At 31.1% G+C, this 23037-nt stretch carries 24 protein-coding genes and 1 riboswitch; of the genes, 12 read left to right on the forward strand and 12 right to left on the reverse strand.

Annotated elements, in window-relative coordinates; all coding sequences use genetic code 11:
• Positions 1 to 115 precede the first annotated feature (115 nt).
• Complete coding sequence (locus tag H3Z83_RS04495; protein WP_182124264.1) at positions 116 to 961, forward strand: alpha/beta fold hydrolase; 846 nt, start codon at positions 116 to 118, stop codon at positions 959 to 961.
• 13 nt (positions 962 to 974) lie between these two features.
• Here H3Z83_RS04495 and H3Z83_RS04500 read toward each other — a convergent pair whose 3' ends face one another.
• The 5 genes from H3Z83_RS04500 to H3Z83_RS04515 are packed head-to-tail and all read right to left on the reverse strand — an operon-like array spanning position 975 to position 3444.
• A complete protein-coding gene (locus tag H3Z83_RS04500; RefSeq protein ID WP_182124265.1) occupies positions 975 to 1694 on the reverse strand; it encodes a tRNA1(Val) (adenine(37)-N6)-methyltransferase in 720 nt (239 codons plus the stop codon).
• Complete coding sequence (locus H3Z83_RS12965; protein ID WP_262889547.1) at positions 1695 to 1826, reverse strand: hypothetical protein; 132 nt, start codon at positions 1824 to 1826, stop codon at positions 1695 to 1697. It abuts the gene before it with no gap.
• Positions 1827 to 1837: 11 nt separating this feature from the next.
• A complete protein-coding gene (gene mnmD / locus H3Z83_RS04505; RefSeq protein WP_182124266.1) occupies positions 1838 to 2491 on the reverse strand; it encodes a tRNA (5-methylaminomethyl-2-thiouridine)(34)-methyltransferase MnmD in 654 nt (217 codons plus the stop codon).
• A gap of 1 nt (position 2492) precedes the next feature.
• Positions 2493 to 2936: a hypothetical protein gene (locus tag H3Z83_RS04510; RefSeq protein ID WP_182124267.1), complete on the reverse strand. Its 444-nt coding sequence runs from the start codon at positions 2934 to 2936 to the stop codon at positions 2493 to 2495.
• Complete coding sequence (locus H3Z83_RS04515) at positions 2926 to 3444, reverse strand: DUF4920 domain-containing protein (RefSeq protein WP_182124268.1); 519 nt, start codon at positions 3442 to 3444, stop codon at positions 2926 to 2928. The genes H3Z83_RS04510 and H3Z83_RS04515 overlap by 11 nt, the downstream gene beginning before the upstream one ends.
• Positions 3445 to 3564: 120 nt before the next feature.
• On the opposite strand from H3Z83_RS04515, the gene H3Z83_RS04520 reads away from it, so the two are divergent.
• Positions 3565 to 4614 carry a branched-chain amino acid aminotransferase gene (locus tag H3Z83_RS04520; protein WP_182124269.1) on the forward strand — a complete coding sequence of 350 codons (1050 nt, stop codon included), beginning with the start codon at positions 3565 to 3567 and terminating at the stop codon, positions 4612 to 4614.
• Positions 4615 to 4680: 66 nt separating this feature from the next.
• Positions 4681 to 5748, forward strand: coding sequence for a TlpA family protein disulfide reductase (locus H3Z83_RS04525; protein ID WP_182124270.1), 1068 nt, complete (start codon positions 4681 to 4683; stop codon positions 5746 to 5748).
• 39 nt (positions 5749 to 5787) lie between these two features.
• Here the strand turns inward: H3Z83_RS04525 and H3Z83_RS04530 are convergent, their stop codons facing one another.
• The 3 genes from H3Z83_RS04530 to H3Z83_RS04540 are packed head-to-tail and all read right to left on the reverse strand — an operon-like array spanning position 5788 to position 7588.
• The gene (locus H3Z83_RS04530; RefSeq protein WP_182124271.1) at positions 5788 to 6174 is read right to left on the reverse strand and encodes a pyrophosphohydrolase domain-containing protein; all 387 of its coding nucleotides are present in this window, start codon (positions 6172 to 6174) and stop codon (positions 5788 to 5790) included.
• A 1-nt stretch (position 6175) separates the two neighbouring features.
• Positions 6176 to 6856, reverse strand: a complete 681-nt coding sequence (locus H3Z83_RS04535) for an HAD family hydrolase (RefSeq protein WP_182124272.1) — start codon at positions 6854 to 6856, stop codon at positions 6176 to 6178.
• The gene (locus tag H3Z83_RS04540) at positions 6857 to 7588 is read right to left on the reverse strand and encodes an SDR family NAD(P)-dependent oxidoreductase (RefSeq protein WP_182124273.1); all 732 of its coding nucleotides are present in this window, start codon (positions 7586 to 7588) and stop codon (positions 6857 to 6859) included.
• A gap of 39 nt (positions 7589 to 7627) precedes the next feature.
• On the opposite strand from H3Z83_RS04540, the gene H3Z83_RS04545 reads away from it, so the two are divergent.
• The gene (locus tag H3Z83_RS04545; RefSeq protein WP_246337454.1) at positions 7628 to 7843 is read left to right on the forward strand and encodes a hypothetical protein; all 216 of its coding nucleotides are present in this window, start codon (positions 7628 to 7630) and stop codon (positions 7841 to 7843) included.
• On the opposite strand, the gene H3Z83_RS04550 is transcribed toward H3Z83_RS04545, so the two are convergent.
• The 3 genes from H3Z83_RS04550 to H3Z83_RS04560 form a co-directional block, all read right to left on the reverse strand.
• Entirely contained in the window at positions 7840 to 8760 is a 921-nt protein-coding gene (locus tag H3Z83_RS04550) for an ion channel (protein ID WP_182124274.1), read from the reverse strand. The genes H3Z83_RS04545 and H3Z83_RS04550 overlap by 4 nt on opposite strands.
• 84 nt (positions 8761 to 8844) lie before the next feature.
• Positions 8845 to 10878, reverse strand: coding sequence for a dipeptidyl-peptidase 3 family protein (locus H3Z83_RS04555; protein WP_182124275.1), 2034 nt, complete (start codon positions 10876 to 10878; stop codon positions 8845 to 8847).
• 35 nt (positions 10879 to 10913) lie between these two features.
• Positions 10914 to 11474 (reverse strand): DNA-3-methyladenine glycosylase I, encoded by a 561-nt coding sequence (locus H3Z83_RS04560; RefSeq protein ID WP_182124276.1) that lies wholly within the window; start codon positions 11472 to 11474, stop codon positions 10914 to 10916.
• Positions 11475 to 11573: 99 nt separating this feature from the next.
• On the opposite strand from H3Z83_RS04560, the gene H3Z83_RS04565 reads away from it, so the two are divergent.
• Together H3Z83_RS04565 and sppA are read left to right on the forward strand one after the other, a co-directional pair.
• Positions 11574 to 12002: a DUF6146 family protein gene (locus H3Z83_RS04565; protein WP_182124277.1), complete on the forward strand. Its 429-nt coding sequence runs from the start codon at positions 11574 to 11576 to the stop codon at positions 12000 to 12002.
• A 50-nt stretch (positions 12003 to 12052) separates the two neighbouring features.
• Positions 12053 to 13798, forward strand: a complete 1746-nt coding sequence (gene sppA / locus H3Z83_RS04570) for a signal peptide peptidase SppA (protein WP_182124278.1) — start codon at positions 12053 to 12055, stop codon at positions 13796 to 13798.
• Positions 13799 to 13864: 66 nt separating this feature from the next.
• Here sppA and metK read toward each other — a convergent pair whose 3' ends face one another.
• Entirely contained in the window at positions 13865 to 15118 is a 1254-nt protein-coding gene (gene metK, locus H3Z83_RS04575) for a methionine adenosyltransferase (protein ID WP_182124279.1), read from the reverse strand.
• A gap of 307 nt (positions 15119 to 15425) precedes the next feature.
• Positions 15426 to 15542: riboswitch (SAM riboswitch) on the forward strand.
• A gap of 132 nt (positions 15543 to 15674) precedes the next feature.
• Between metK and H3Z83_RS04580 the strand changes: the two genes are divergently transcribed.
• From H3Z83_RS04580 to H3Z83_RS04605, 6 genes are all read left to right on the forward strand, one after another.
• A complete protein-coding gene (locus H3Z83_RS04580; protein WP_182124280.1) occupies positions 15675 to 16967 on the forward strand; it encodes an O-acetylhomoserine aminocarboxypropyltransferase/cysteine synthase family protein in 1293 nt (430 codons plus the stop codon).
• Between the two features lie 21 nt (positions 16968 to 16988).
• Entirely contained in the window at positions 16989 to 20393 is a 3405-nt protein-coding gene (gene thrA, locus H3Z83_RS04585; RefSeq protein WP_182124281.1) for a bifunctional aspartate kinase/homoserine dehydrogenase I, read from the forward strand.
• A 37-nt stretch (positions 20394 to 20430) separates the two neighbouring features.
• On the forward strand, positions 20431 to 21597 hold the full coding sequence (locus H3Z83_RS04590; RefSeq protein ID WP_182124282.1) for a trans-sulfuration enzyme family protein: 1167 nt from the start codon (positions 20431 to 20433) through the stop codon (positions 21595 to 21597).
• Positions 21598 to 21625: 28 nt separating this feature from the next.
• Positions 21626 to 22033 carry an RrF2 family transcriptional regulator gene (locus H3Z83_RS04595; protein WP_182124283.1) on the forward strand — a complete coding sequence of 136 codons (408 nt, stop codon included), beginning with the start codon at positions 21626 to 21628 and terminating at the stop codon, positions 22031 to 22033.
• Between the two features lie 120 nt (positions 22034 to 22153).
• The gene (locus H3Z83_RS04600) at positions 22154 to 22414 is read left to right on the forward strand and encodes a DUF2061 domain-containing protein (protein WP_182124284.1); all 261 of its coding nucleotides are present in this window, start codon (positions 22154 to 22156) and stop codon (positions 22412 to 22414) included.
• Positions 22405 to 23031 carry a phosphoadenosine phosphosulfate reductase domain-containing protein gene (locus H3Z83_RS04605; protein ID WP_182124285.1) on the forward strand — a complete coding sequence of 209 codons (627 nt, stop codon included), beginning with the start codon at positions 22405 to 22407 and terminating at the stop codon, positions 23029 to 23031. Before H3Z83_RS04600 ends, H3Z83_RS04605 begins: the two co-directional genes overlap by 10 nt.
• The last annotated feature ends 6 nt before the right edge of the window (positions 23032 to 23037 follow it).

The following is a 23037-nucleotide window of genomic DNA, read 5'->3' on the forward strand; positions in this document are numbered from 1 at the left end:
ATAATTTAAAAACAAATTCAAAAGTCTCTATTCTTATTTTTTCTATTAATTTTACGCTCGCTAAAAACAATTGATTTAAAACAAAATAGCAAATCAAAAAACGATAAAATACACAATGAAAAAATCGATCTTTTTAAAACTTATTTTATGTTTCTTATTTTTTCAGTCAAGCATTAATATTGCTCAGGAGAAAATTAAAACTCCATATGGAAACAATATAGAAGTAGGAAAATATATTAAAATAAACGGAACTAAACTTTACTACGAAGAATATGGAACTGGAGAACCTTTATTAATAATTCATAGCTGTGGCACTGATATTAAAGCTATGGAATATCAAATTGATTTTTTTAAAAATAACTATAGAGTTATTGCTGTTGATAGTAGAGGACAAGGAAAATCTACATTAAACACCAAAAAATTAACCTACGATCTAATGGCTAAAGACTTAGAGGAGCTTGTAAAGCATTTAAAACTAGATTCAATTAATATTCTTGGTTGGAGTGATGGTGGAATAATTGCCTTAAAAATGGGAATTAACAACAATGTTTCTGTTAAAAAAATTATTACAATGGGAGCTAATCTAAGACCAGACACAACTGCTGTGAATTTGTGGGCTCGTAAACAAGTTGTAGAAATGCATAAAAAAACCTTAACAATGATTATGAAAGGTGATACTTCTAAAGACTGGAAAAAAGAATTACAGTTAGATGAACTTCTTTTAAACCAACCTAACATTAGTCATGTAGAGTTGCAAAAAATTAAAGCGTCTACTTTAATTATGATCGGTGATAGAGATATTATTAAAAACGAGCATGCTGTAGAAATATACAACAACATTCCTAAAGCGCAGCTTTGTATCATGCCAGGAAGAAATCATGGAGCTCCTCGTAATGATTCAAAAATATTTAATGAAATAGCCAACACTTTTTACTCAAACACTTACGATTACACCAAATAAAAAGACTTTTAATTTACATTTTAAAATAAAAGTCTTTCGTAAGATTAATATAGGCATCAGTATACTGGTGCCTCTCTTTTTCTATAACTAGCTCTTCTTCTTTTAACTCTTTCTTTTCAAAAGAAAAACTTAACAGACTTCTTTTAATATCTGAAGTTTCATTTCCACGTACTCTACATACTTTTTTTGGGAACAAACCTTGCTTCTTTGCCAATTCTATAAAACTAGCTTCTTCTTTAAAAGGAATAACTACCGAAAACAATCCTCTATCTGATAATATTTTAGAAACACCAGAAAGTAAATCATTAAAAGCGAGTGAAGAGGTAAAACGCGCTTTATTTCTAGCATCGTTTTTAGTTTCAAAATCATCGGTGTAAAATGGAGGATTCGATACGATTACATCGTACTGTTCCTCTTCTTCTGCCATTTCATCAGCAAATTCGTTAAAAGATGTATTATAACAAAATAAGCGATCTCCCCAATCAGACTGCTCGAAATTTTCTACCGTTTGTTCGTAAGCGTTTTCATCAATTTCAACCGCATCAATCGTCATTACATCACTACGTTGCGCCAACATTAACGAAATAACTCCAGTGCCAGAACCGATATCTAAAATTGCATCTGGAAATTCACCTAAATCGCACCAAGCACCTAACAAAACTCCGTCGGTACCAACCTTCATCGCTGTTTTATCTTGATGCACCGTAAATTCTTTAAATTTAAATGGTTTCATTTAAAAATATCTTCCTATTATTTTATCTGCATTAAAAAATAAATACAATACCAATGCTAATAAGATTACTAAAAACAATCCTTTTTTAGGTTTTGCTTTTCTCTGTTTACCAAAACGTCTTTTAAACTCCATTTTTATTTTATTTATATTTTTGTTGCTCTTAACATATGCCATTTACCTAAAGGACCTGGCAAACGTTTTAATGAAAATCCCGCTGCTCTTATCGCTCTTTTTACATTTCCTTTTGATGCATAAGTAACTAAAACTCCTTTTGATTTTAACGCAGCATACATTTTATCGAAAATTTCTTTCGTCCACAAATCTGGTTGCTTTTCTGGACCAAAAGCATCGAAATAAATTAAATCGTATTTATTTACATCATCTATTTCAGAAAAGAACTTTTGTTGTTTTGTTAAAGAAAACTTATCAGAAACAACATGCTTTTCTTCACAACTACAACTATGAATCTTTTTAAAGATCTCCTCTTTATTTTCAGCTTTTAATTCGCTAACATAGTTCATACCAACAACCTCTTCTGCTTTTACAGGGTAAGCTTCCACTCCAACATAATCGATTACCTTCTCACTCTCTAAATAAGTTATAAAACAGTTTAAACCGGTACCAAAACCAATTTCTAAAATCGAAATCTTTTCTTTATCAATTGCCTTCAATCCGTTATTAATATACACATGATAAGCTTCTTGAATAGCACCATGTTTGGAATGATATTGCTCATTCCAATCAGGTAAATGAATGGTTGTTGAACCATCTGAAGTTATTATTATTTCTCTTTTCAATCTAAGGAATTAATAATTTTTCAATTCTTGGAATCGGACCAGTACATCTATCCTTATGACAGGCTATACATGCTTGAACTACTTTATTAAACTGATCTTTTCTATCAACCTTTTCAATAGTAAAAATACCTTTTTGCATTTCTATAAAATGGTTTGCAAAAGTTGGATATGTAGCATCAAAATCAGAGCTATCAGTAAATTTTGCTGTATGAATTTCTAAGAAGGCTTTGTTAAAATCACCGATAGAATCGCCAGTAATAATACTTTCTCTTAACTTTTTATTTTCCGATAACATTGCACGCATTAACTCAGCCATTTCAGAAGTTTTATACATCTGAAAGTTTAACGGAATTTTACTAACAATTTTAATCTGCTTCTTCTCTTCTTTAGATTGACAACCAATAATTAAAAGAAAAAGGCTAAAAACTAAAAAACTATTTCTCATCTGCTTTAGCTTCTAACAAAACACCATCAGCTAAGAAAGAATATATAACTTTTGGCTCAGTAATTTTTGCAATTTCTTCTTCAGGTTTACCTGCATCTTTAGCATAATGCTGTAATTCTTTTACTGAAGTTTCATTTTTAAAAGCTTTTCCGTTTAAAATTACTTCACTACCAGCTGAATTAAAAGGCATGAAAAAAGCATAATCTTTAAACTTTACAAAAGATTGTTTACCATCATTTAAAGGTACTTTAATCCAACAACCTTTTTTCTGACAAACCTCATCTATCTTAGTTGAAAATTTAACGCTAATAGTATCACCAACTACCAAGTTTTCAAACTTTTTTGCCATTTCTTCATTTGATACTGCTCCTTCATTTGATATTTTTTCTCCGAAAGAAACAAATTCAACTGCCTTTTTTTCTGCTTTATTTACATCCTCTTTTTTATCTGTTTTACATGCCGTTGAAAATAACACTAAAAGCATCATAGAAAAAACTATCTTTTTCATTATCAAATATTTAAAATTAGTATTCTACAAAGATAATTATTATTACGAAAGTCAAGCTTCTTAAGCTCGTAAATATCAAGCTAGTTTCGTATCTTCGTAGCACTTCTAAAAGGGGAAAATATGGACATTGATATTCAGTTAATAGAACAATCTAAAATAGACTCGGTAGATTTTAATAACCTAACTTTCGGACGCACTTTTACCGATCATATGTTAGTTTGTAATTTTGCTGATGGAAAATGGCAAACTCCACAAATAAAACCATACGGACCAATGTTGTTTGAACCATCTGCAAGAGTTTTTCATTACGGACAAGCTGTTTTTGAAGGAATGAAAGCTTTTAAAGATGATAATGATGATGTGTTTTTGTTTAGACCTGATGAGAATTTTAATCGTATAAACAAATCTGCAGAACGTTTGGCAATGCCACATGTACCGGAAGATGTTTTTACTGAGGGATTAAAGAAATTATTAGAGATTGAGAATGATTGGATAAAAAAAGGATTTGGTAATTCTTTATACATCCGTCCATTTATTATAGCTACAGAAGGTGCTATTGCAGCATCGCCTGCTGAAGAATATCAATTTATTATTATTTGTTCTCCTGCTCAATCATATTATGCTGGAGAAGTAAGAGTAATTTTTGCTGAGAAATATAGTAGATCTGCTGATGGTGGAGTTGGTTATGCAAAAGCTGCAGGTAATTATGCTGCACAATTTTACCCTACAAGCTTAGCTCATAAACAAGGATATCAACAAATTATTTGGACAGACGCTAGTACCCACCAATATTTAGAAGAAGCTGGAACTATGAATATCTTTTTCAGAATTGGAGATAAATTAGTTACAGCACCTAATAATGATAGAATTTTAGATGGAGTTACCAGAAAATCTATCATCCAATTAGCTAATGACAATAATATCGAAATAGAAGTTCGTAGAGTATCGGTTAGTGAAATTAAAGAAGCCGCGAGATTAGGTGAATTAAAAGAAATTTTTGGTTCTGGTACTGCTGCTGTTATTAATCCTATTAAAGGTTTTAAGCACCAAGATTATGTTTTTGAATTACCCGAGTTAACAAATTCTTACGCTAGTTTGTTTAAAGAAAAGCTACTTAACATTCAATATAACAAATCTGAAGACAAGCATAATTGGCGTGTTAAAATCTAACTTTCATTAAAAAAAGCTATATTAGTAATTCAGAATCAATTTATTAAAAGAAAATTCTAGAGGAAAATGAAAAATATTGTACCAGCAATTTTATCGATAATAGTAGGATTTGCTGTTTCGTCTTTTGCTTTAAACAAATACATGGATATTGATCCGAAGGATTCTAATCCAACAATTGAGCTTACACAAACTGACAACGAAACATCTGCTAGTTTAGACGATACTTCTAATGAAGATAATTCAACTACAGAGGCTGAAACTCCTACAGAAGAAGAAACTTCAACAGATAATTTAACTGAAGAAAACAATGAGCCTTCAACTGAAGGAGACCTTGCAAATACTGAAACTGAAGATTCTGATGCACCAACCGAAGAAACAGCAGAGGCTACTATTGAAGATGAAGTTACTGAGGTTCCAGAAACTGAAAACACAACTGAAGTAGCGACTATCGATTTAGATAAAATTCAAGATAGTTACGACAACTGGAATACTTATACAAAACAAAACATCGACTTAATGTCAACTTACGTTCCTATCGATGATAAAGGTGCTAAAGTTGAAAAAGGTATTTTTTTAACTCTATTAAGAACCGGAGCTTACATTCCTGTTAAATCAGAAAGCAAAGGAAAAACTCAATATACACTTACAAATATTGAAGAATCTGCTGATGAAAAAATTAAAAAATCTATTGTAGGTAAAGCTACAGTTGCTCATAAGTATTTTAAAATGGAAGGTAAAAGACTTCCTGCATATGAATTTGTAGATTTAAAAGGCAAGTCTCATAACAAAGCAGATACAAAAGGAAAAATACTAGTTTTAAAATGCTGGTTTATTAACTGCAAAGTTTGTGTTGAAGAGTTTCCTCAACTAAACGCTTTAGTTGAAAAATACAAAGGTGATAAAATTGAATTTGTAAGTTTAGCTTTTGATGAAAAAGACAAACTAATAGAATTCTTAAAAACCAAAGACTTTAAATATGTTACTATACCTGAGCAAAAGAATTATATGTCTAAAAAACTAAAGGTAAAACAATACCCTACTCATTTAATTGTAGACGCAAACGGAAGAATTATAAAAATGGTTAATAATGTTAAAACATTAACCGCAGAACTCTCTCGTATAACAGGTAAATAAATAAAAAAGCTCATCCTTTAGATGAGCTTTTTTATTTTATTATTTATCCAATATTTGCTTAATATTAGGCTTAAAGTAATTAGGTCCTTTTAAAACCTTACCATCTTCTCGATAAATTGGTTTACCATCTTCGCCTAATTTACTCATATTACTACGTTGAATCTCATTAAACACTTCTTCAATTTTGTGCTGCATGCCGTGTTCTATGATAGTACCACATAAAATATATAGCATATCTCCTAGTGCATCTGCAACCTCAACTAAATCGTTGTTTTTTGCTGCCTCTAAATACTCTTCGTTTTCCTCTTTCATTAATTCAAAACGCAATTGCTTCCTGTCATTAGAAATAGCTACAGTTGGCTCGTTTTGAATGTTTAATTTAAATGCTGAATGAAATTCATGTACTGCTTTTATCTTATTTTTCATTTTATATAATTTCTAATTGTGTTTGTATTTTATTAAAGTCAAAATTAGTCCAATCACTAATATGGCTTTTTATGTTTTCTTCTTGAAAATCTTTTAAATTTTTATCTCTAATTCCTAAAAAGTGAATCCCTAAATTTTTGGCTGTTCTTAAATCCCAAATTCCATCTCCTACCGAAATAATATTCTCGAATTTATTTACTGAAAAATATGTTTTTGCTTTTTGAATAGCTGAACTAACTATTTCTTCTCTAGTGTAAAAACTATTAGAAGCTTCAACCAAGTTAGGAACAAAATTAATATTCGCTTGTTCTAATTTTATTAAAGCAGGCTTCAACAAAGAGCCTGTAGCAAAACAAATGGCGTAATCAGTTTCTCTCATAAAAAAATCAACCACTTTACCTGCTCCGCTTATTTCTTTAGTTTTTGGAAGTGCTAAAAATAATTCTGCCATTTTGATTTCAAATTCAGGAATAAACGAATTATTGAAATCCTTTTTAAAATTAGCTTCATAGTTTTTCTTTAAAATATAACTATCAGTCATATTTTTATACGTTTTCCAATTTTTATTAATTTCAGATATTCCGAAATGCAGCATTGCATCCACGTACGATTGTTGATGCTGATTTTCGCTTTTAGTTAAAGTATCATCTATATCGAAAACTATTAAATTATTCTTTTTCATTTAGGTTGCTATTTTTAATAAGCGTGCCGGTACTATTTTTAAAACCCAAGCAATCAGTCTCCATCTTTTAGAAATATAAGCTACTCGTTTTTTCTTTTTTATTGCTGAATAAATTTGATTTGTAGCTTTTTCAAGAGAAACCATCCAGAAAATTTCATCTCCTAAAGCCATCGCTGTATCTACAAATCCAGGTCGAATATCAGTAATAAAAACCTTTTTAGATTTTATCGTTTTTGTTTTAATATATAAACTCTCTAAATATGCTTTTTGATATGCTTTTGATGCAAAATATGAAGGTGCTGATCTATTTCCTCGAAGTGAAGCTATTGATGAGATTCCTACTAAATGCCCAAATTGTTGCTTCTTAAACAAGTTATAAGCCAGTCCGTATAACTTAGTTGCTCCTACTACATTTGTTTGAACTGTTTTATTTTCAATATCCCAAGCTAACTTAGTATTTACTTCTCCGACACCAGATGAATGAATAATTAAATGTACCTCACCTAATTCGTTAATTAAAGCATTAAAAGTGCTTTCGAGTTTTTCAACTTGAGTAATATCATTTTGCTTAACAATAACTTGATTAGGATATAGCTTTTTTAACGCTTCTAACTTTTCTAATCTCCTCCCTGTAACCGCAACTATATATCCATCTTTAACCAACAACTCAGTTAAGTTTTTACCTATACCAGATGTAGCTCCGAAAACAATTGCTGTTTTAGTTTTCTTCATTCTAAAATCATTCTTTAACTTTGCTAAAAATACAATTTTATGTTTACACTTATTGCTGCTAAAATGTTTACAACTGGTAGAATTATTTTTGCTAGTTTATTTATTATTGCTTTTACAGGTTTAATGATTTTTAGCTACAAAAAGGATGCTAAGAACAACAAAAAGCATTACCAAAATGGAGCTTTATATGTAGCTATTGGGATTGTAGCGGTTATCGCGTTGTTATTTCTTTCGAAATTTTTGATAAAAGGTTAATTCATCTTTTCTACTTCATTCAATTTTTCGTGATCTAAAACAGTGTATCCTTCTTCATTAAACTGAAATGATTTTTTATACTTTACTCCCGAAATTAAATCATCAAAATCATAAGAAGTTATTTGATATACTTTTTGCCCAAAAGATTCTTCATGATACTGAATAAGTCCGTAGAGTTTTGCTTCTAAGTTTTCTATTTCTTTATCAGAATACTTAAATAACGGGCTTTTTTCATCTATTTCATGTACAATTGTCCAAACCGTAGGTAAATACATTATTTTATCTCGCTCTAATTTTAAACGATAAAATTCTCTTTTATACTCTCCATTTTTATCTTTTTCATTAATGGAAAGTGTTACCGATATTTCTGGTTCAATCATCACAGTTTTTCTACTATTCATTAATCGAAACATAATAGCTCTATGTTCTTTAAAATCACGTAAAATTATATTGTCGCTAAAATGAATTGCTGCTTTTGCTTTTGAAAATCGACCATATAATAACCCAGTAATAAAAGAGAAACTAAGTAACCCTATCATCGCTTCAAAAGCTGCTATTAAATTTGCTGTAACACCTTGTGGAGCAATTCCGCCATAACCAACTGTAGTTAATGTTTGAGCACTAAAGAAAAAACCGTTTAAAAAATCATCAATAAAATTTCCTCTTGACGGAGTTATTTCTTCAATACCAATGGCCATATAAACAAAACCAAAAATTATATTTAAAAAAGTATATCCTAATACAATAAGTAGAAAAAATTGCCACCAGGATAACTCTATAAAGAAAGTATATAAATCGTCTAAATTGAATTTCTTATTTACATGAATTACATTAGAGCTTCCATCTTTATTTACTATACCTTTAATATTCTTTTTTGAATTATGCCCTAAGCCAGGATCTTTAATCTTTTTTCCCATTCGTATTTTCTTTATGCTTTAAAAATACAAAAAACCGACACTGAATTCAGTATCGGTTTTTACAATTCTTATTCTGTAAAGTTTTTAGTTCTTAGTTGGTAAGAAATTATAATTCTTAGCATAGAACTTCATTTGCTCTTCAAATGTTTTTGGTTGTGTAACTTTCACATCCGTAATATTTCCATCAGCATCTGTAACTGTTTCTAATACTGGATTTACAAATCCACGGTAAGGAGCAGCTGTAAACTTTTCGTTTCTTTTTAAAACTTCTTTATGTAAATCTTGATTTACCTTAACTCCGTAACCTTCTACTAATGCTTTCGCAGCTTCAAAATCTCCTTCAGACTTAATACGTTGTGCTTCTTTTAATAAACGCCCAAAAATTTCACGCAACTTTTTATAATCATTAATATTATAATATGTTTTTCCATCACGTGTAATCTTCTCAATTACATTGTCTTTTTCTCCTTGCTCAAAAGCCCAAGCAGAAACCCATTGACGGTTTACCATATGATCTTCCTCAATATCATCTCCTAAGTTAATACGCACTAATTGTGTCAGCAATCCATTTCTGATATATCCATCATAAGCAGCTTTTCCAATATTTTCCCAATTATCAACTAATCCTAACTCTTGTAATTTAGGATCCATTAAGTAATACAGTCCTACTAAATCAGCACGACCTTCTTCCATAGTAGAAGCATAATTTTGTAATGTTTCTTTTGGCTGACCAATACCTTTGTTAATTGTACCTGATGCATGCCCAACAACTTCATGTAAAGCTGTGTGTAATTTATCTGCTTTTTGACCGTATTTAATTTCTAAATCAATCTCTTCTTGATCATTTGCAAACTCTTTTAAACGATCTGTACCTCCTGCATTATTATCAGCATTTGTAATATTTCCTAATGAAACAGATTTAGATCCATGCTCTTGACGAATCCAGTTATTATTTGGTAAGTTCACTCCAATTGGTGTGCTTGGAGAAGCATCTCCTGCTTCACCAGCAACATTCACAGTTTTATAAGAAACACCTACAACATTTTTCTTCTTATGATTTTCATCTAAAGGTGAATTATCTTCAAACCATTGTGCGTTTTCAGATAAAACAGCCATTTTACGAGACATGTCAAAATCTTTTATTTCTACAATTGTTTCATAAGAACCACGATATCCTTTCGGGTCGTTATAGACCTCGATAAAACCGTTAATCCAATCAATATTTCCTTCGGTAGAAGTTACCCAAGCAATACAATATTTATCCCAAGTATCTAAACTACCTGTTTTATAATATTCAATTAATAAACCTAAAGCTTCTGCTTGCTTTTCGTTTTCAGCAACACCTTTTGCTTTTTCTAACCAACCAATAATTTTATCGATTGCTTGCCCATACATTCCACCAGATTTCCAAACTTTCTCAACTAACTTTCCATTTTCACGAACCAGTTTAGAATTTAATCCAGCTTCAATTGGTTGATCTTTTGGACCTTTATAAGCTTTTGCATAAAAATCTGCTACTTCAGTACTAGTAACGTCTGGTCCGTAAAAGTTAACTGCAGAAGCCAATACATTATCAACTCCAGCTTTCTTATTTACCTTTTTAGCGTCTTTATCATTAAAAATAACACTAAAGGCATCACCTGTAAGCTCAGTATTGGTCGATTGTAATAACCCATATAAGTATTCATTTGAAAACTCAGGTTTAATCTTATCATTTGAATAGTGGTGGTGGATTCCGTTTGAAAACCAAACTCTTTTTAAGTAAGTTTTAAAATCTTGGAATTCTTTACTATCTCTATCTCCTTTATAAGTGTTATTGATATTTTCTAAAGCTGCTCTAATCTCTAAATTATGTCGGTAATTTTGATCCCACATAATATCACGACCAGCCAAACCAGCTTGAGTTAAATAATACACTAACTTTTTTTCTTTTAAAGTTAATTCGTCAAATCCAGGAATTTGATAACGCATTACGCGTACATCTGCAAACTGTTCAACTACATAATTAAATTCTGCCTTAGTTATTTCTTCTGGTTGCTTTTCTTCCTTTTTATCAACTGCACAAGAGGTTAACAATCCTGCTACTGCAACTGAATAAAAAACATGTTTTAATTTCATTTTATTTTGATTTTCTGACGCTAAATGTACAAATTTTAAACTTCCTTATATCTAAAACAATCTGTAGTATGATCGTTTACCATACCCATAGATTGCATGTACGCATAAATAACTGTTGATCCTACAAACTTAAACCCTCTCTTTTTTAAATCTTTTGATATTTTATCTGATAACTCAGTTGTCGCAGGAACATCTTCACGTTTATCAAAAACATTTATAATTGGTTTTCCATTAGTATAATTCCAAAAGAATTTTGAAAAAGAACCAAACTCTTGCTGAACTTCCATAAAAAGTTTTGCGTTGGTAATTGCGCTTCTTATTTTTAACTTATTCCTAATAATACCAGTATCCAGAAGTAACTCTTCATACTTCTTTTCAGAATAGTTTGCAATTTTTTTATAATCGAAGTTGTCAAATGCTTTTCGAAAATTTTCTCTTTTCTTTAAAATTGTAATCCAACTAAGACCCGCTTGAAAAGTTTCTAAAATTAAAAACTCAAACAATACAGCATCATCAAAAGTTGGTACTCCCCATTCTTGATCGTGATATTCAATATATAATGGATCATCGCTTACCCAAAAGCATCTTTTCTTCATTTTTATAAATTTAAAGCTGAAAATTACTGTTAAACCAATTAAAAATCAATGAAAAACGGAATAATTTTTGCAATTTTATAATTATAAATATCACTGAATATGAAAGTCTTAAAATACTTAACGTTAGCCTTAATAGTATTTATTACATTTTACGCTTGCGGAACATCACCTATAAAAAACAATTCACAAACTAAAGAAGAGCCTGTAGTTATAAAAAATGATTCGTTAGAATACGAAATCATTATTATCGACCCTGGTTTTACTGCTTATTTAAATTCTATAGCACGACCAGTTGGATTTCACTCTCAAACTTTTTTAGAAAACAGAAACCGCATGATGGTTCCTATTTGGAACATGAGAGCTTTAAACCCAGCGCAGTTTAACCTCAACATATATGAGAATCAAATTGATTATAGCCCGCATATAAACTATGGATATGAAGTAAACTACAAACTCTTTAATTATTTTATGTTCGCTCAACAAAAATACCGAATGAGGTTAGGTAGCTTTTCTAATATTAACCGTTAAAAAACACAATGTTAAATAATGTATATTTGCCAAAAAATTAACTATTCAACATGAAGTTTTTAAGAAATTTATTAGCATCTATTCTTGGTTTTTTTATAGCCATATTTTTAATCTTTTTATTTTTTATTGCCTTAGCATCTATTATGGGTTCTGGTGATGAAGTTGTTGTAAAATCGAACTCTGTATTAGAATTAGATTTATCGACTAACGTAAAAGATTACGCTCCTAAAGATCAAAATCCTTTAGCAGAAGCTTTAGAGTTAAATGATGACAAATTAGCTTTAAATAAAATTATCAATGCTATTGAAAATGCTAAAACAGATTCTAATATTAAAGGAATTAGCATCAAAACCGGTTCAGTAAATGCAGGTATAGCACAAACACAAGCCATTAGAAATAAAATTGAAGAGTTTAAAGAAAGTGGAAAGTTTGTGTATGCATACAACGATGTATATTCTCAAAAAAACTACTATTTAAGCTCTGTTGCTGATAGTTTGTTTTTAAACCCAGTTGGAGCAATTGATTTTAAAGGTTTATCAACTGAAATTTTATACTATAAAGATTTCGAAGATAAATACGGTATTAAAATGGAAGTAATCCGTCATGGTAAATACAAAAGTGCTGTAGAGCCGTATTTAACAAATAAAATGAGTGAGGCTAACCGTGAACAAACAACTTCATTCTTAAAATCTATCTGGAACGAAATAACAGAAGATGTTAGTAAAAGTAGAAACATCTCTGTTGAAAACTTAAACTTAATCGCTGATAATTCGAACGGAAGAAATGCAACACTTGCTAAAGAAAGTAATTTAGTAGATGCTGTTATTTATGAAGATGAGTATAAAGAAAAATTAAAAGGTAATTCTGATAAAAAAATTAATACTATTTCTTTAGAAGATTATATTAAATCTGGAAAAGGAAGAATTTCATCAACAGCGAAAGATAAAATTGCTGTTATCTATGCGCAAGGACAAATAATGTATGGAGAAGGTAATGAAGATGTAATTGGTCAAGGATTAATTAATAAAGCTATCCGTAAAGCTAGAAAAGACAATAAAGTAAAAGCTATTGTTTTACGTGTAAATTCTCCTGGAGGATCTGCTTTAGCTTCTGAATTAATCTGGAGAGAATTAGAATTGGCTAAAAAAGAGAAACCTTTGGTTGTTTCTATGGGTAATTTAGCCGCTTCTGGAGGTTATTATATCGCTTGTAATGCTGATAAAATTATTGCAGAACCATCAACTATTACTGGATCGATTGGAGTCTTTGGAGCCATCCCTAACTTTAATAAGTTTGCAGATAATATTGGTATTAACGCTGAACAAGTTTCTACAAACAACAGTGCTAATTATAGTGTTTTTGAACCAATGAATCAGAAGTTTTACGATGTAACTAAAGAAGGAGTTGAAGATATTTACAAAACTTTCGTTAACCGTGTTGCTAATGGTAGAAACATGACTTTTGAGCAAGTAAACGAAGTTGCTCAAGGTAGAGTTTGGACTGGTAGTGAAGCTATTGAAAAAGGGTTAGTAGATAAATTAGGAAGCTTAGAAGAAGCTATTAAAATTGCCGCTGAACTTGCTGAAGTAGATAACTATAGAGTTCGTAACTACCCTAACTATAAAAAGGATTTAAAAGAAGCTTTCAAGTTCTCTCCTTTTGCTAATGTATCTAAAGAAGAAATTTTAAAAGAAGCTTTGGGTGATGGGAATTATCAGTTATACAACAACATTAACCAAATGAAGAATTTAAAAGGAGTTCAAGCTAGAATGCCCTTTATCTTTCAAGTTAAATAAATGTATATACTATAAATAAAAAAGCCTCGACAATATTGTCGAGGCTTTTTTATTTATAATGAGCTTCTATAATCCGAAACTCTCTTTTACTTTAGTTACATAATCTAACTTTTCCCAAGTAAACAATTCTACATCCATTGTTTTACTTTCTCCGTTAGGTTGCGTAAATGTTTTAGAAATTACTTCATTTATACGCCCCATATGTCCGTAAGCAGCAGTTTCGCTATACATAGGTGTACGTAATTTTAACCTTGTTTCAATAGCATGTGGACGCATATCGAAAATCTCAGAAACTTTTTTAGCAATCTCACCATCAGTTAAATCAACTTTTGATGTACCGTAAGTATCTACAAAAATTCCCATAGGCTCTACCACTCCAATAGCATAAGAAACTTGTACTAAAACCTCACTACATAAACCAGCAGCTACTAAGTTTTTAGCAATATGACGTGTTGCATACGCAGCACTTCTATCTACTTTACTTGGATCTTTTCCTGAAAAAGCTCCACCTCCATGCGCCCCTTTTCCACCATAAGTATCTACAATAATCTTACGCCCTGTTAAACCAGTATCTCCATGAGGTCCACCAATTACAAACTTTCCAGTTGGGTTGATATGATATTTAATGTCATCATTAAATAATGTTTGGATTTCAGGAGATAATTGTGCTTTAACTCTAGGAATTAAAATATCAACAATATCTTTTCTAATTTTAGCTAACATTTCTTCATCATCTGCAAAATCATCATGCTGAGTAGAAACAACTATTGCTTCAATACGTTGTGGTACATTATCATCAGAATATTCAATAGTTACCTGACTTTTAGCATCAGGACGTAAATACGTAATATCTTTGTTTTCTCTACGTAAAACAGCTAATTCTTTTAAAATTAAATGCGATAAGTCTAACGCTAAAGGCATGTAATTTTCAGTCTCATTGGTAGCATATCCAAACATCATACCTTGGTCACCTGCACCTTGCTCTTCTTTAGAAGCTCTATCTACCCCCCTATTGATGTCATCAGACTGTTCGTGAATAGCCGATAAAACTCCACAAGAATTTCCATCAAACATATACTCTCCTTTTGTATAACCAATCTTGTTGATTACCTCACGAGCAATCTTTTGAACGTCTAAATAAGTTCTTGATTTAACCTCACCTGCCAATACTACTTGACCAGTAGTTACTAAGGTTTCACAAGCCACTTTAGATTCTGAATCAAAAGCTAAAAAATTATCTATTAAAGCATCAGATATTTGATCTGCAACTTTATCTGGATGTCCTTCAGAAACACTTTCTGAAGTAAAAAAATATGACATAAACTTCTTTTTTTAAATTAACGGAAGAAAAACTTGAATTGCTTGGTCGCGTAAAGAAGTAGAAAATTACTGCTTTAGCATTTTTTATAGAGGTTGCAATCAGATCAAATTTTTCCTCAAAAATCAGTCGCAAAGTTATAGATTAAATTCATATCTAAAAAAGCTTTTTGTTAAAAAAGAATTAAAATAAAAAATCTATATACGTAGTATATAAAACTTTAGAAGAAAAAAATATCATAAAAAGTTTGGATATTAAATTTTTATGACTGAATATTTGTGCTCGTAAAAGTTCAAACACTTATTGACGATGTTATCAAGAAAGGTGGAGGGATTAGACCCTATGAAGCCTTAGCAACCCTTTGTTCTAAACAAAGAAGGTGCTAAATTCTACCAAAGCAGTTAAACGCTAAAGGATAGATAACCCAAAAGAAGTTTCTCTATAAAACTACAGAAACCTCTTATGATTTCTTAATAACATTTTTCTAGTAAGCAACATCTTTTAAAGATGTGTTTTGGCTTTTGTTTTAATTTTTTATTAACTCAAAAAACAAGAAAAATGAGTACGCAAAAATTCGCAACAAACGCACTACATGCAGGGCATGATGTAAAACAAACAGGAGGTACTAGAGCAGTTCCTATTTATCAAACCACGTCGTACGTGTTTAATGATTCTGAGCATGCTGCTAATTTATTTTCATTAAAAGAATTGGGGTTTATTTACACACGATTGAATAATCCTACCAATCAAATTTTACAAGATCGTTTGGCTACTCTAGAGAGAGGAATTGGTGCCGTAGTATTTGCTTCTGGAACCGCAGCAATCTCAACAGGGTTACTAACCTTACTAAAAGCTGGAGATCATATCGTAGCATCAAGTAGTCTCTATGGAGGAACCTATAATTTGCTAAACGTTACCTTACCTAGATTAGGCATTACCACCACTTTTGTAGATGCTTCTAATCCTGAAAACTTTGAAAAAGCAGTACAGGAAAACACCAAAGCATTCTTTGTAGAATCATTAGGAAATCCGAAGTTAGACGTATTAGACCTACAAGGTATTTCAAGCTATGCAAAGAAAGCACAGGTTCCGTTTATTGTAGACAATACTGTAGCAACTCCTACCCTATTAAACCCAATTGAACACGGTGCCAATATTGTAATCCACTCACTAACCAAGTACATTGGCGGACAAGGAAACTCTTTAGGAGGTGTTATAATTGATGGAGGTAATTTTGATTGGTCTAATGGTAAGTTTCCAGAATTTACTGAGCCTTCAAAAGGATATCACGGATTAAAATATCACGAAACTTTAGGAGCCGCTTCTTATACTTTTAAACTCATTTTAGAAGGCTTACGTGATTTTGGAGGCGCTTTAAGTCCGACAAATGCTTTTAACATCATTCAAGGGCTAGAAACTTTATCTGTAAGGATTAAACAACATTCGGAAAATGCATTGGCTTTAGCCAAATGGTTAGAACAACAGGAAGAAGTAGCATGGGTAAACTATCCAGGGTTAGAAAGCAGCAAATACAAATCTTTGTCTGATAAATATTTACCAAACGGTCAAAGTGGAATTGTAACCTTTGGAGCTAAAGGTGGTTTTGAAGCTGCAAAAACAATAGCTGATACCGTAAAAGTATTCTCTTTATTAGCAAATATTGGTGATACAAAATCGCTAATTATTCATCCTGCAAGCACCACGCATCAACAACTCTCAGAAGAGCAACAAGCAAGTACCGGAGTTACAGCAGATTTAATTCGATTGTCTGTTGGTCTTGAAAACATAGAGGATTTAAAGTCTGATTTAAAAGAAGCCTTTTCTAAAATAGCTAAGAAAGTTTTAGTTTAATATTTTCTTTAAAAGTAAAACATGAGTTCATCTATAACATTAAAGCATCTAAATATTAACAACTATCGTACAGATAGCGGTGCTGAGTATTCTAGTTTAACCTTAAGTTATCAAACATTTGGTAAAAAACTGGGCACCGCTCCTGTTGTATTAATAAATCATGCATTGACAGGTAACAGTGATGTTGCTGGAGAAAATGGTTGGTGGAGTGATCTTATTGGTAAAAATAAGGTGATTAATACGGAAGAATATTCGGTGTTATGTTTTAATATTCCTGGTAATGGTTATGATAATTTTATTATTGAAGACTATAAAAATTTTGTAGCCAGAGACATTGCTAACATTTTTCTGTTAGGATTAAAAGAATTACAAATTAACAAGCTTTTTGCGTTAATAGGTGGTTCTCTTGGAGGAGGAATCGCTTGGGAAATGGTGGTCATAAATCCACAAATAACCCAACATTTAATTCCTGTTGCAACCGACTGGAAATCGACAGATTGGTTAATTGCCAATTGTCAAATACAAGAATTGTTTTTAACAAACTCAAGCAATCCAGTTCATGATGCTCGTATGCATGCTATGTTATGTTATAGAACTCCAGAGTCTTTTAAAAGTAGATTTCAACGAACAAAAAACGAAGATTTACAACTTTTTAATGTAGAAAGTTGGCTGTTACATCATGGTAAAAAATTACAAGAAAGATATCAGTTAGCATCTTACAAGTTAATGAATCAGTTGCTTAAAACAATTGATGTTACCAAAGGAAGAGAAGCACTAAATGTATTAGAAAAAATAGCGGCAGACATTCACATTATTGGGGTGAGTTCTGATTTGTTTTTTACTGCGGAAGAAAATAGAGAAACTCAAAAAGAACTAGCCACCGTACATCCAAATGTTACTTATAACGAGATAAATTCTGTACACGGGCATGATGCTTTTTTAATAGAATATGAACAACTAAAGAAGATAATAGAACCCATCTTCAACAAAAATATAACAACTAAAAAAATGAAAGTTTTAAAGTTTGGAGGAAAATCCTTGTCTAATGAAGGAATTAGCAACGTAGTTTCTATCATAGAGCAAAAAATAAATGAAGGAGAGCGAATTACTGTAGTGGTATCTGCACGTGGAAATGCTACAGATACTTTAGAACGTATTTTAGAAAAAGCAGCTAAAAACGAAGTGTACACAGAGCAATTAGAAGCTTTTAAAAGAGAACAAGCATTAATAACACCTTTGGTAGATTTTACTGAAGAATTTAATAGACTAGAAAAACTTTTTGAAGGCGTAAGTTTATTAGGTGATTATAGTACTAAAATTAAAGATGAAGTATTAGCCCAAGGCGAATTATTATCTATTAAAACAGTTGTCGAATTACTACATCAAAAAGGAATTGATGCCCATCCTACCGATGCTAGAAGGCTTCTTAAAACGGATGAAAATTACGGAAACGCACAGCCTATAATTAATCTTTCTAAAGAAAACGTACACACTCATTTTAAAAAGCAAAACGGTAATACCGTAAATATTGTTACCGGATTTATTGCTTCTACAGAAAAAAATGAAACTACTACCTTGGGTAGAAACGGAAGTAATTATACTGCTTCATTATTAGCTAACTATCTAGATGCAGAAGAGCTTCAAAATTACACCCATGTAGATGGAATTTTTACTGCGAATCCGGATTTAGTTCAGGATGCAAAAAAAATTGAAGAATTATCTTTTTCAGAAGCCAATGAACTTGCCAATTTTGGCGCAACCATTTTACATGCAAAAACCATTGTTCCTTTATTAGAAAAAAACATCAACCTAAGAGTTTTAAACACGTTTAAACCAAATGATAAAGGAACCTTAATCACAGCAAAATCAAAAGCAAAAGGAATTAAGTCTTTATCGGTATTAGACAATGTAGCTCTTATAAATTTTGAAGGAAGAGGCTTACTTGGTAAAGTCGGTGTAGATGCCAGAATCTTTAAAGCACTAAGTAACCAAGGGGTAAGTGTAAGTTTAATTTCTCAAGGTTCTTCAGAAAGAGGTATTGGTTTAGTGGTAACTAAAGACAAAGCAGAAGACGCTATAAAAGCACTTGAAAATGAGTTTGAAAACGATTTTTACACCAAAGACGTAAACAAAATTTCAATAGTAGATGATGTCTCGGTAATTTCAATAATCGGGCAAAATTTAAGCGAGTTCCACCAACCATTTAATGCTTTAATAAAAAACCAAATAGTACCGTTATTGTTTAACAATACTATCACAGGAAAAAATGTGAGTTTAGTGGTAAAAAACGAGCATTTACATAAAGCTTTAAATGTTATACACGGACAAGTTTTTGGAGTTGCTAAAAAAATAAACATTGCCGTTTTTGGTAAAGGTTTAGTTGGTGGCACATTAATTAACCAAATACTTGATAGCACAAAAAACATTTTAGAAAGACGTAAAATTCAACTTAACATATTTGCAATTGCCAACTCAAAAGTCGTACTTCTTACTAAAGATGGAGCTACAAAAAACTGGAAAAAGGACTTAAGTAGCACCAAAGAAAACAGCAATATAACGCAAGATATTATTGACTTTGCAAGAGAAAATCATTTAGAAAATTTAATTGCAGTTGACAATACCGCAAGTCAAGAGTTTACACAAAACTATATTTCCTTAGTAGAAGCAGGTTTTGATTTAGTTTCATCAAATAAAATAGCAAATACCGTTTCTTTTGAGTTCTATAAAAAACTTAGAAAAACCTTAGAAAAAAACAAAAAAACCTATTTATATGAAACCAATGTAGGTGCCGGACTTCCGTTAATTGATACGATAAAATTACTTCATGATTCTGGAGAAAATATTACTCGAATACGAGGGGTTTTTTCTGGTTCATTAAGCTACATATTTAATAATTTTTCTGAAAAAAACGTACCCTTTTCAGAAGTTTTACAAGAAGCCATAGATAAAGGATTTACAGAGCCAGATCCTAGAGAAGATTTATGTGGAAATGATGTTGCCAGAAAATTATTGATTCTAGCACGTGAGTTAGATTTAGAGAATGAATTTGACGATATTTCTATTAAAAATTTAATCCCAGAAAGTCTTCGTAAAGTATCATCAAATGAATTTCTAAATAGTTTGATAAACCTCAACACCGTTTTCCAAGAGAAAAAAAATAAACAAAAAGATGGTTATGTATTAAGATATATAGGTGACTTACATGGTGACTTACAACAAACTAAAGGAGAATTAGATGTAAAATTAGTATCTGTTCCAAAAAATTCTCCCTTAGGAGGTTTAAAAGGCTCTGACGCCATCTTCGAAATTTACACAGAATCATACGGGAAACAACCTATTGTAATACAAGGAGCAGGTGCAGGTGCAGAAGTTACTGCAAGAGGTGTATTTGGTGACATTTTACGACTAGCAAAAACAAACAACTAAACTATAAAACAGGTGTACGCACCTTAAAAAGAAAAAAATGAGCAAGAATTTTGAAACACAAGCCATAAGAACACAAACAGAACGCACACAGTTTTCTGAACATTCAACACCATTATACCTTACCTCAAGCTTTGTTTTTGATGACGCAGAAGATATGAGAGCTTCTTTTGCAGAAGAAAAAGAGAAAAACCTGTATAGCCGATTTTCTAATCCAAATACTACCGAGTTTGTTAATAAAATTGTAGCAATGGAAAAAGCAGAAGCTGGATATGCTTTTGCTACAGGAATGGCCGCTGTGTTTTCAACTTTTGGAGCATTATTAAATGCTGGAGATCATATTGTATCTTCAAGATCTGTTTTTGGCTCAACTCATAGTTTATTTACAAAGTATTTTCCTAAATGGAACATCGAAACTAGTTATTTTAAAGTAAATGAAGTTGATAAAATAGAAGCACTAATTCAACCTAATACTAAAATTTTATATGCAGAAAGCCCAACAAATCCAGCAGTAGATATTTTGGATTTAGAACTATTAGGAAGTATTGCTAAAAAGCATAATTTGTTATTAGTTATTGATAATTGTTTTGCTACACCATATTTACAAAATCCAATTGAATTTGGTGCTGATTTAGTTATACATTCGGCAACAAAGTTAATTGACGGACAAGGAAGAGTTTTAGGTGGTGTAACGGTTGGAAAAGCCGATTTAATTAGAGAAATCTATTTATTTTCAAGAAATACAGGGCCAGCAATGTCTCCATTTAATGCTTGGGTATTATCAAAAAGCTTAGAAACACTCTCTTTACGAGTAGAAAAACATTGTGAAAATGCTTTAAAAGTTGCTCAATTTTTAGAAGAACATCCTAAAGTAAATCTAGTTAAATATCCTTTTTTAAAGTCTCATCCGCAGTATGAAGTGGCAAAAAACCAAATGAAATTAGGGGGTAATATTGTTGCGTTTGAAATTCAAGGAGGTATTAATGCTGGAAGAACATTTTTAAATAATATAAGCATGTGCTCACTGTCTGCAAACCTTGGAGACACTAGAACTATTGTAACACATCCAGCTTCAACTACACACAGTAAATTAAGTATTGAAGATCGATTAGAGGTTGGTATTACCAACGGATTAGTTCGATGTTCGGTAGGGCTAGAAAATGTAAATGATGTTATTAACGATTTAAAACAAGCATTGGATAGATAAAAAATAAATTAAAGTGTATTTTTGTAATATGCTTTCTAAGAAAACAAAATACGGTTTAAAGGCATTAACCTTTATCGCAAGACAAGAAAAAGGAGAAAAAGTACAAATAGCTACTATTTCCGAGAGTGAAAACATATCACATAAGTTTTTAGAAAGTATATTACTTACCTTACGAAAAGCAGGGTTTTTAGGTGCCAAAAAAGGAAAAGGAGGCGGATATTACATGTTAAAAGAAGCTTCCGAAATTAAAATGACTGATGTTATTAGAACCTTAGAAGGTCCTATTGCTATGCTACCTTGTGTTAGTTTGAATTATTATGAAAAATGCGATGACTGCCCTGATGAAGACGCATGTTCTGTACATAAGTTAATGATTCAAGTTAGGGATAATACCCTGCAAGTACTTCGTAATAATACACTTGCCGATTTAGTGTAAAATAACACAAATCTTATTCTATTGTAAAATTTTTAAATAAATGTTTTCACATTTAAAATGAATGTATACATTTGCCAATTCCTAAAACCTAGTTACCCGATAGGGTAATTGTATTTTAAAATGATATTAGAACAAATAATAGAAAATAAGAAAAATTACAAGCTAGATAAATCTTCGGAAAATCCAATACGAAGTGTCTTAAAATCAATTAGCTGGCGTGTCATAGGCACTATAGATACGATTTTAATTTCGTGGATTATCACTGGAGAAATAACTACAGCTTTTTCAATAGGAAGTATAGAATTAGTGACAAAAATGGTATTGTTTTTTTTTCATGAAAGAGTTTGGAACAAAATAAAATGGGGTAAAAAATGGGATTAGAAGATCAATTAAATATTGAAGAATTAAATAAAGGCTTAGAAAAATTAAAACCAAAAGAAATAGTTGAATGGGTGTTTGATTTAAAGAAGAAAACAATTCTTACCACCAATTTTAGGCCTTATGAAGTTGCTATTTTACATTTAGTTACACAAGTAAATTCATTTATAAAAATTGTTTGGTGCGATACAGGGTATAATACACCACAAACCTATAGACACGCAGATGAGTTAATAAATAAACTGAATTTAAACATCCAACTATATGTACCTAAACAAACAGCAGGACACAGAAATCAAACTTTAGGTCTTCCTTCAATAGAAGATCCAAAACATGAAGTTTTTACTGAGCAAGTAAAACTAGAACCTTTTAGAAGAGCTATGGAAGAACACCAACCGGAAATATGGTTTACCAACTTACGAAAAGGACAAACTGCATTTAGAGATGGTATTGGAGTATTATCTTTTAGTAAGGATGGAGTCTTAAAAGTAAGTCCGTTCTATCATTGGTCAGATAAGGACTTAAATCAATATTTAGAAGAGAATCAATTACCAAACGAGTTTAAATATTTCGACCCAACCAAAGTTGAAAGCAATAGAGAATGTGGTTTACATATTTAAAAAATA

It is taken from the genome of Tenacibaculum pelagium (assembly GCF_014062345.1).
GTDB classification, from domain to species: Bacteria; Bacteroidota; Bacteroidia; order Flavobacteriales; family Flavobacteriaceae; genus Polaribacter; species Polaribacter pelagius.

What these genes read in the sequence shown, in the direction of transcription:
- H3Z83_RS04495 (WP_182124264.1), top strand. Translation starts at nt 116, where the DNA reads ATGAAAAAATCGATCTTTTTAAAACTTATTTTATGTTTCTTATTTTTT.
- H3Z83_RS04500 (WP_182124265.1), bottom strand. Translation starts at nt 1,694, where the DNA reads ATGAAACCATTTAAATTTAAAGAATTTACGGTGCATCAAGATAAAACA.
- H3Z83_RS12965 (WP_262889547.1), bottom strand. Translation starts at nt 1,826, where the DNA reads ATGGAGTTTAAAAGACGTTTTGGTAAACAGAGAAAAGCAAAACCTAAA.
- H3Z83_RS04510 (WP_182124267.1), bottom strand. Translation starts at nt 2,936, where the DNA reads ATGAGAAATAGTTTTTTAGTTTTTAGCCTTTTTCTTTTAATTATTGGT.
- H3Z83_RS04515 (WP_182124268.1), bottom strand. Translation starts at nt 3,444, where the DNA reads ATGAAAAAGATAGTTTTTTCTATGATGCTTTTAGTGTTATTTTCAACG.
- H3Z83_RS04520 (WP_182124269.1), top strand. Translation starts at nt 3,565, where the DNA reads ATGGACATTGATATTCAGTTAATAGAACAATCTAAAATAGACTCGGTA.
- H3Z83_RS04525 (WP_182124270.1), top strand. Translation starts at nt 4,681, where the DNA reads ATGAAAAATATTGTACCAGCAATTTTATCGATAATAGTAGGATTTGCT.
- H3Z83_RS04530 (WP_182124271.1), bottom strand. Translation starts at nt 6,174, where the DNA reads ATGAAAAATAAGATAAAAGCAGTACATGAATTTCATTCAGCATTTAAA.
- H3Z83_RS04535 (WP_182124272.1), bottom strand. Translation starts at nt 6,856, where the DNA reads ATGAAAAAGAATAATTTAATAGTTTTCGATATAGATGATACTTTAACT.
- H3Z83_RS04540 (WP_182124273.1), bottom strand. Translation starts at nt 7,588, where the DNA reads ATGAAGAAAACTAAAACAGCAATTGTTTTCGGAGCTACATCTGGTATA.
- H3Z83_RS04545 (WP_246337454.1), top strand. Translation starts at nt 7,628, where the DNA reads ATGTTTACACTTATTGCTGCTAAAATGTTTACAACTGGTAGAATTATT.
- H3Z83_RS04550 (WP_182124274.1), bottom strand. Translation starts at nt 8,760, where the DNA reads ATGGGAAAAAAGATTAAAGATCCTGGCTTAGGGCATAATTCAAAAAAG.
- H3Z83_RS04555 (WP_182124275.1), bottom strand. Translation starts at nt 10,878, where the DNA reads ATGAAATTAAAACATGTTTTTTATTCAGTTGCAGTAGCAGGATTGTTA.
- H3Z83_RS04560 (WP_182124276.1), bottom strand. Translation starts at nt 11,474, where the DNA reads ATGAAGAAAAGATGCTTTTGGGTAAGCGATGATCCATTATATATTGAA.
- H3Z83_RS04565 (WP_182124277.1), top strand. Translation starts at nt 11,574, where the DNA reads ATGAAAGTCTTAAAATACTTAACGTTAGCCTTAATAGTATTTATTACA.
- sppA (WP_182124278.1), top strand. Translation starts at nt 12,053, where the DNA reads ATGAAGTTTTTAAGAAATTTATTAGCATCTATTCTTGGTTTTTTTATA.
- metK (WP_182124279.1), bottom strand. Translation starts at nt 15,118, where the DNA reads ATGTCATATTTTTTTACTTCAGAAAGTGTTTCTGAAGGACATCCAGAT.
- H3Z83_RS04580 (WP_182124280.1), top strand. Translation starts at nt 15,675, where the DNA reads ATGAGTACGCAAAAATTCGCAACAAACGCACTACATGCAGGGCATGAT.
- thrA (WP_182124281.1), top strand. Translation starts at nt 16,989, where the DNA reads ATGAGTTCATCTATAACATTAAAGCATCTAAATATTAACAACTATCGT.
- H3Z83_RS04590 (WP_182124282.1), top strand. Translation starts at nt 20,431, where the DNA reads ATGAGCAAGAATTTTGAAACACAAGCCATAAGAACACAAACAGAACGC.
- H3Z83_RS04595 (WP_182124283.1), top strand. Translation starts at nt 21,626, where the DNA reads ATGCTTTCTAAGAAAACAAAATACGGTTTAAAGGCATTAACCTTTATC.
- H3Z83_RS04600 (WP_182124284.1), top strand. Translation starts at nt 22,154, where the DNA reads ATGATATTAGAACAAATAATAGAAAATAAGAAAAATTACAAGCTAGAT.
- H3Z83_RS04605 (WP_182124285.1), top strand. Translation starts at nt 22,405, where the DNA reads ATGGGATTAGAAGATCAATTAAATATTGAAGAATTAAATAAAGGCTTA.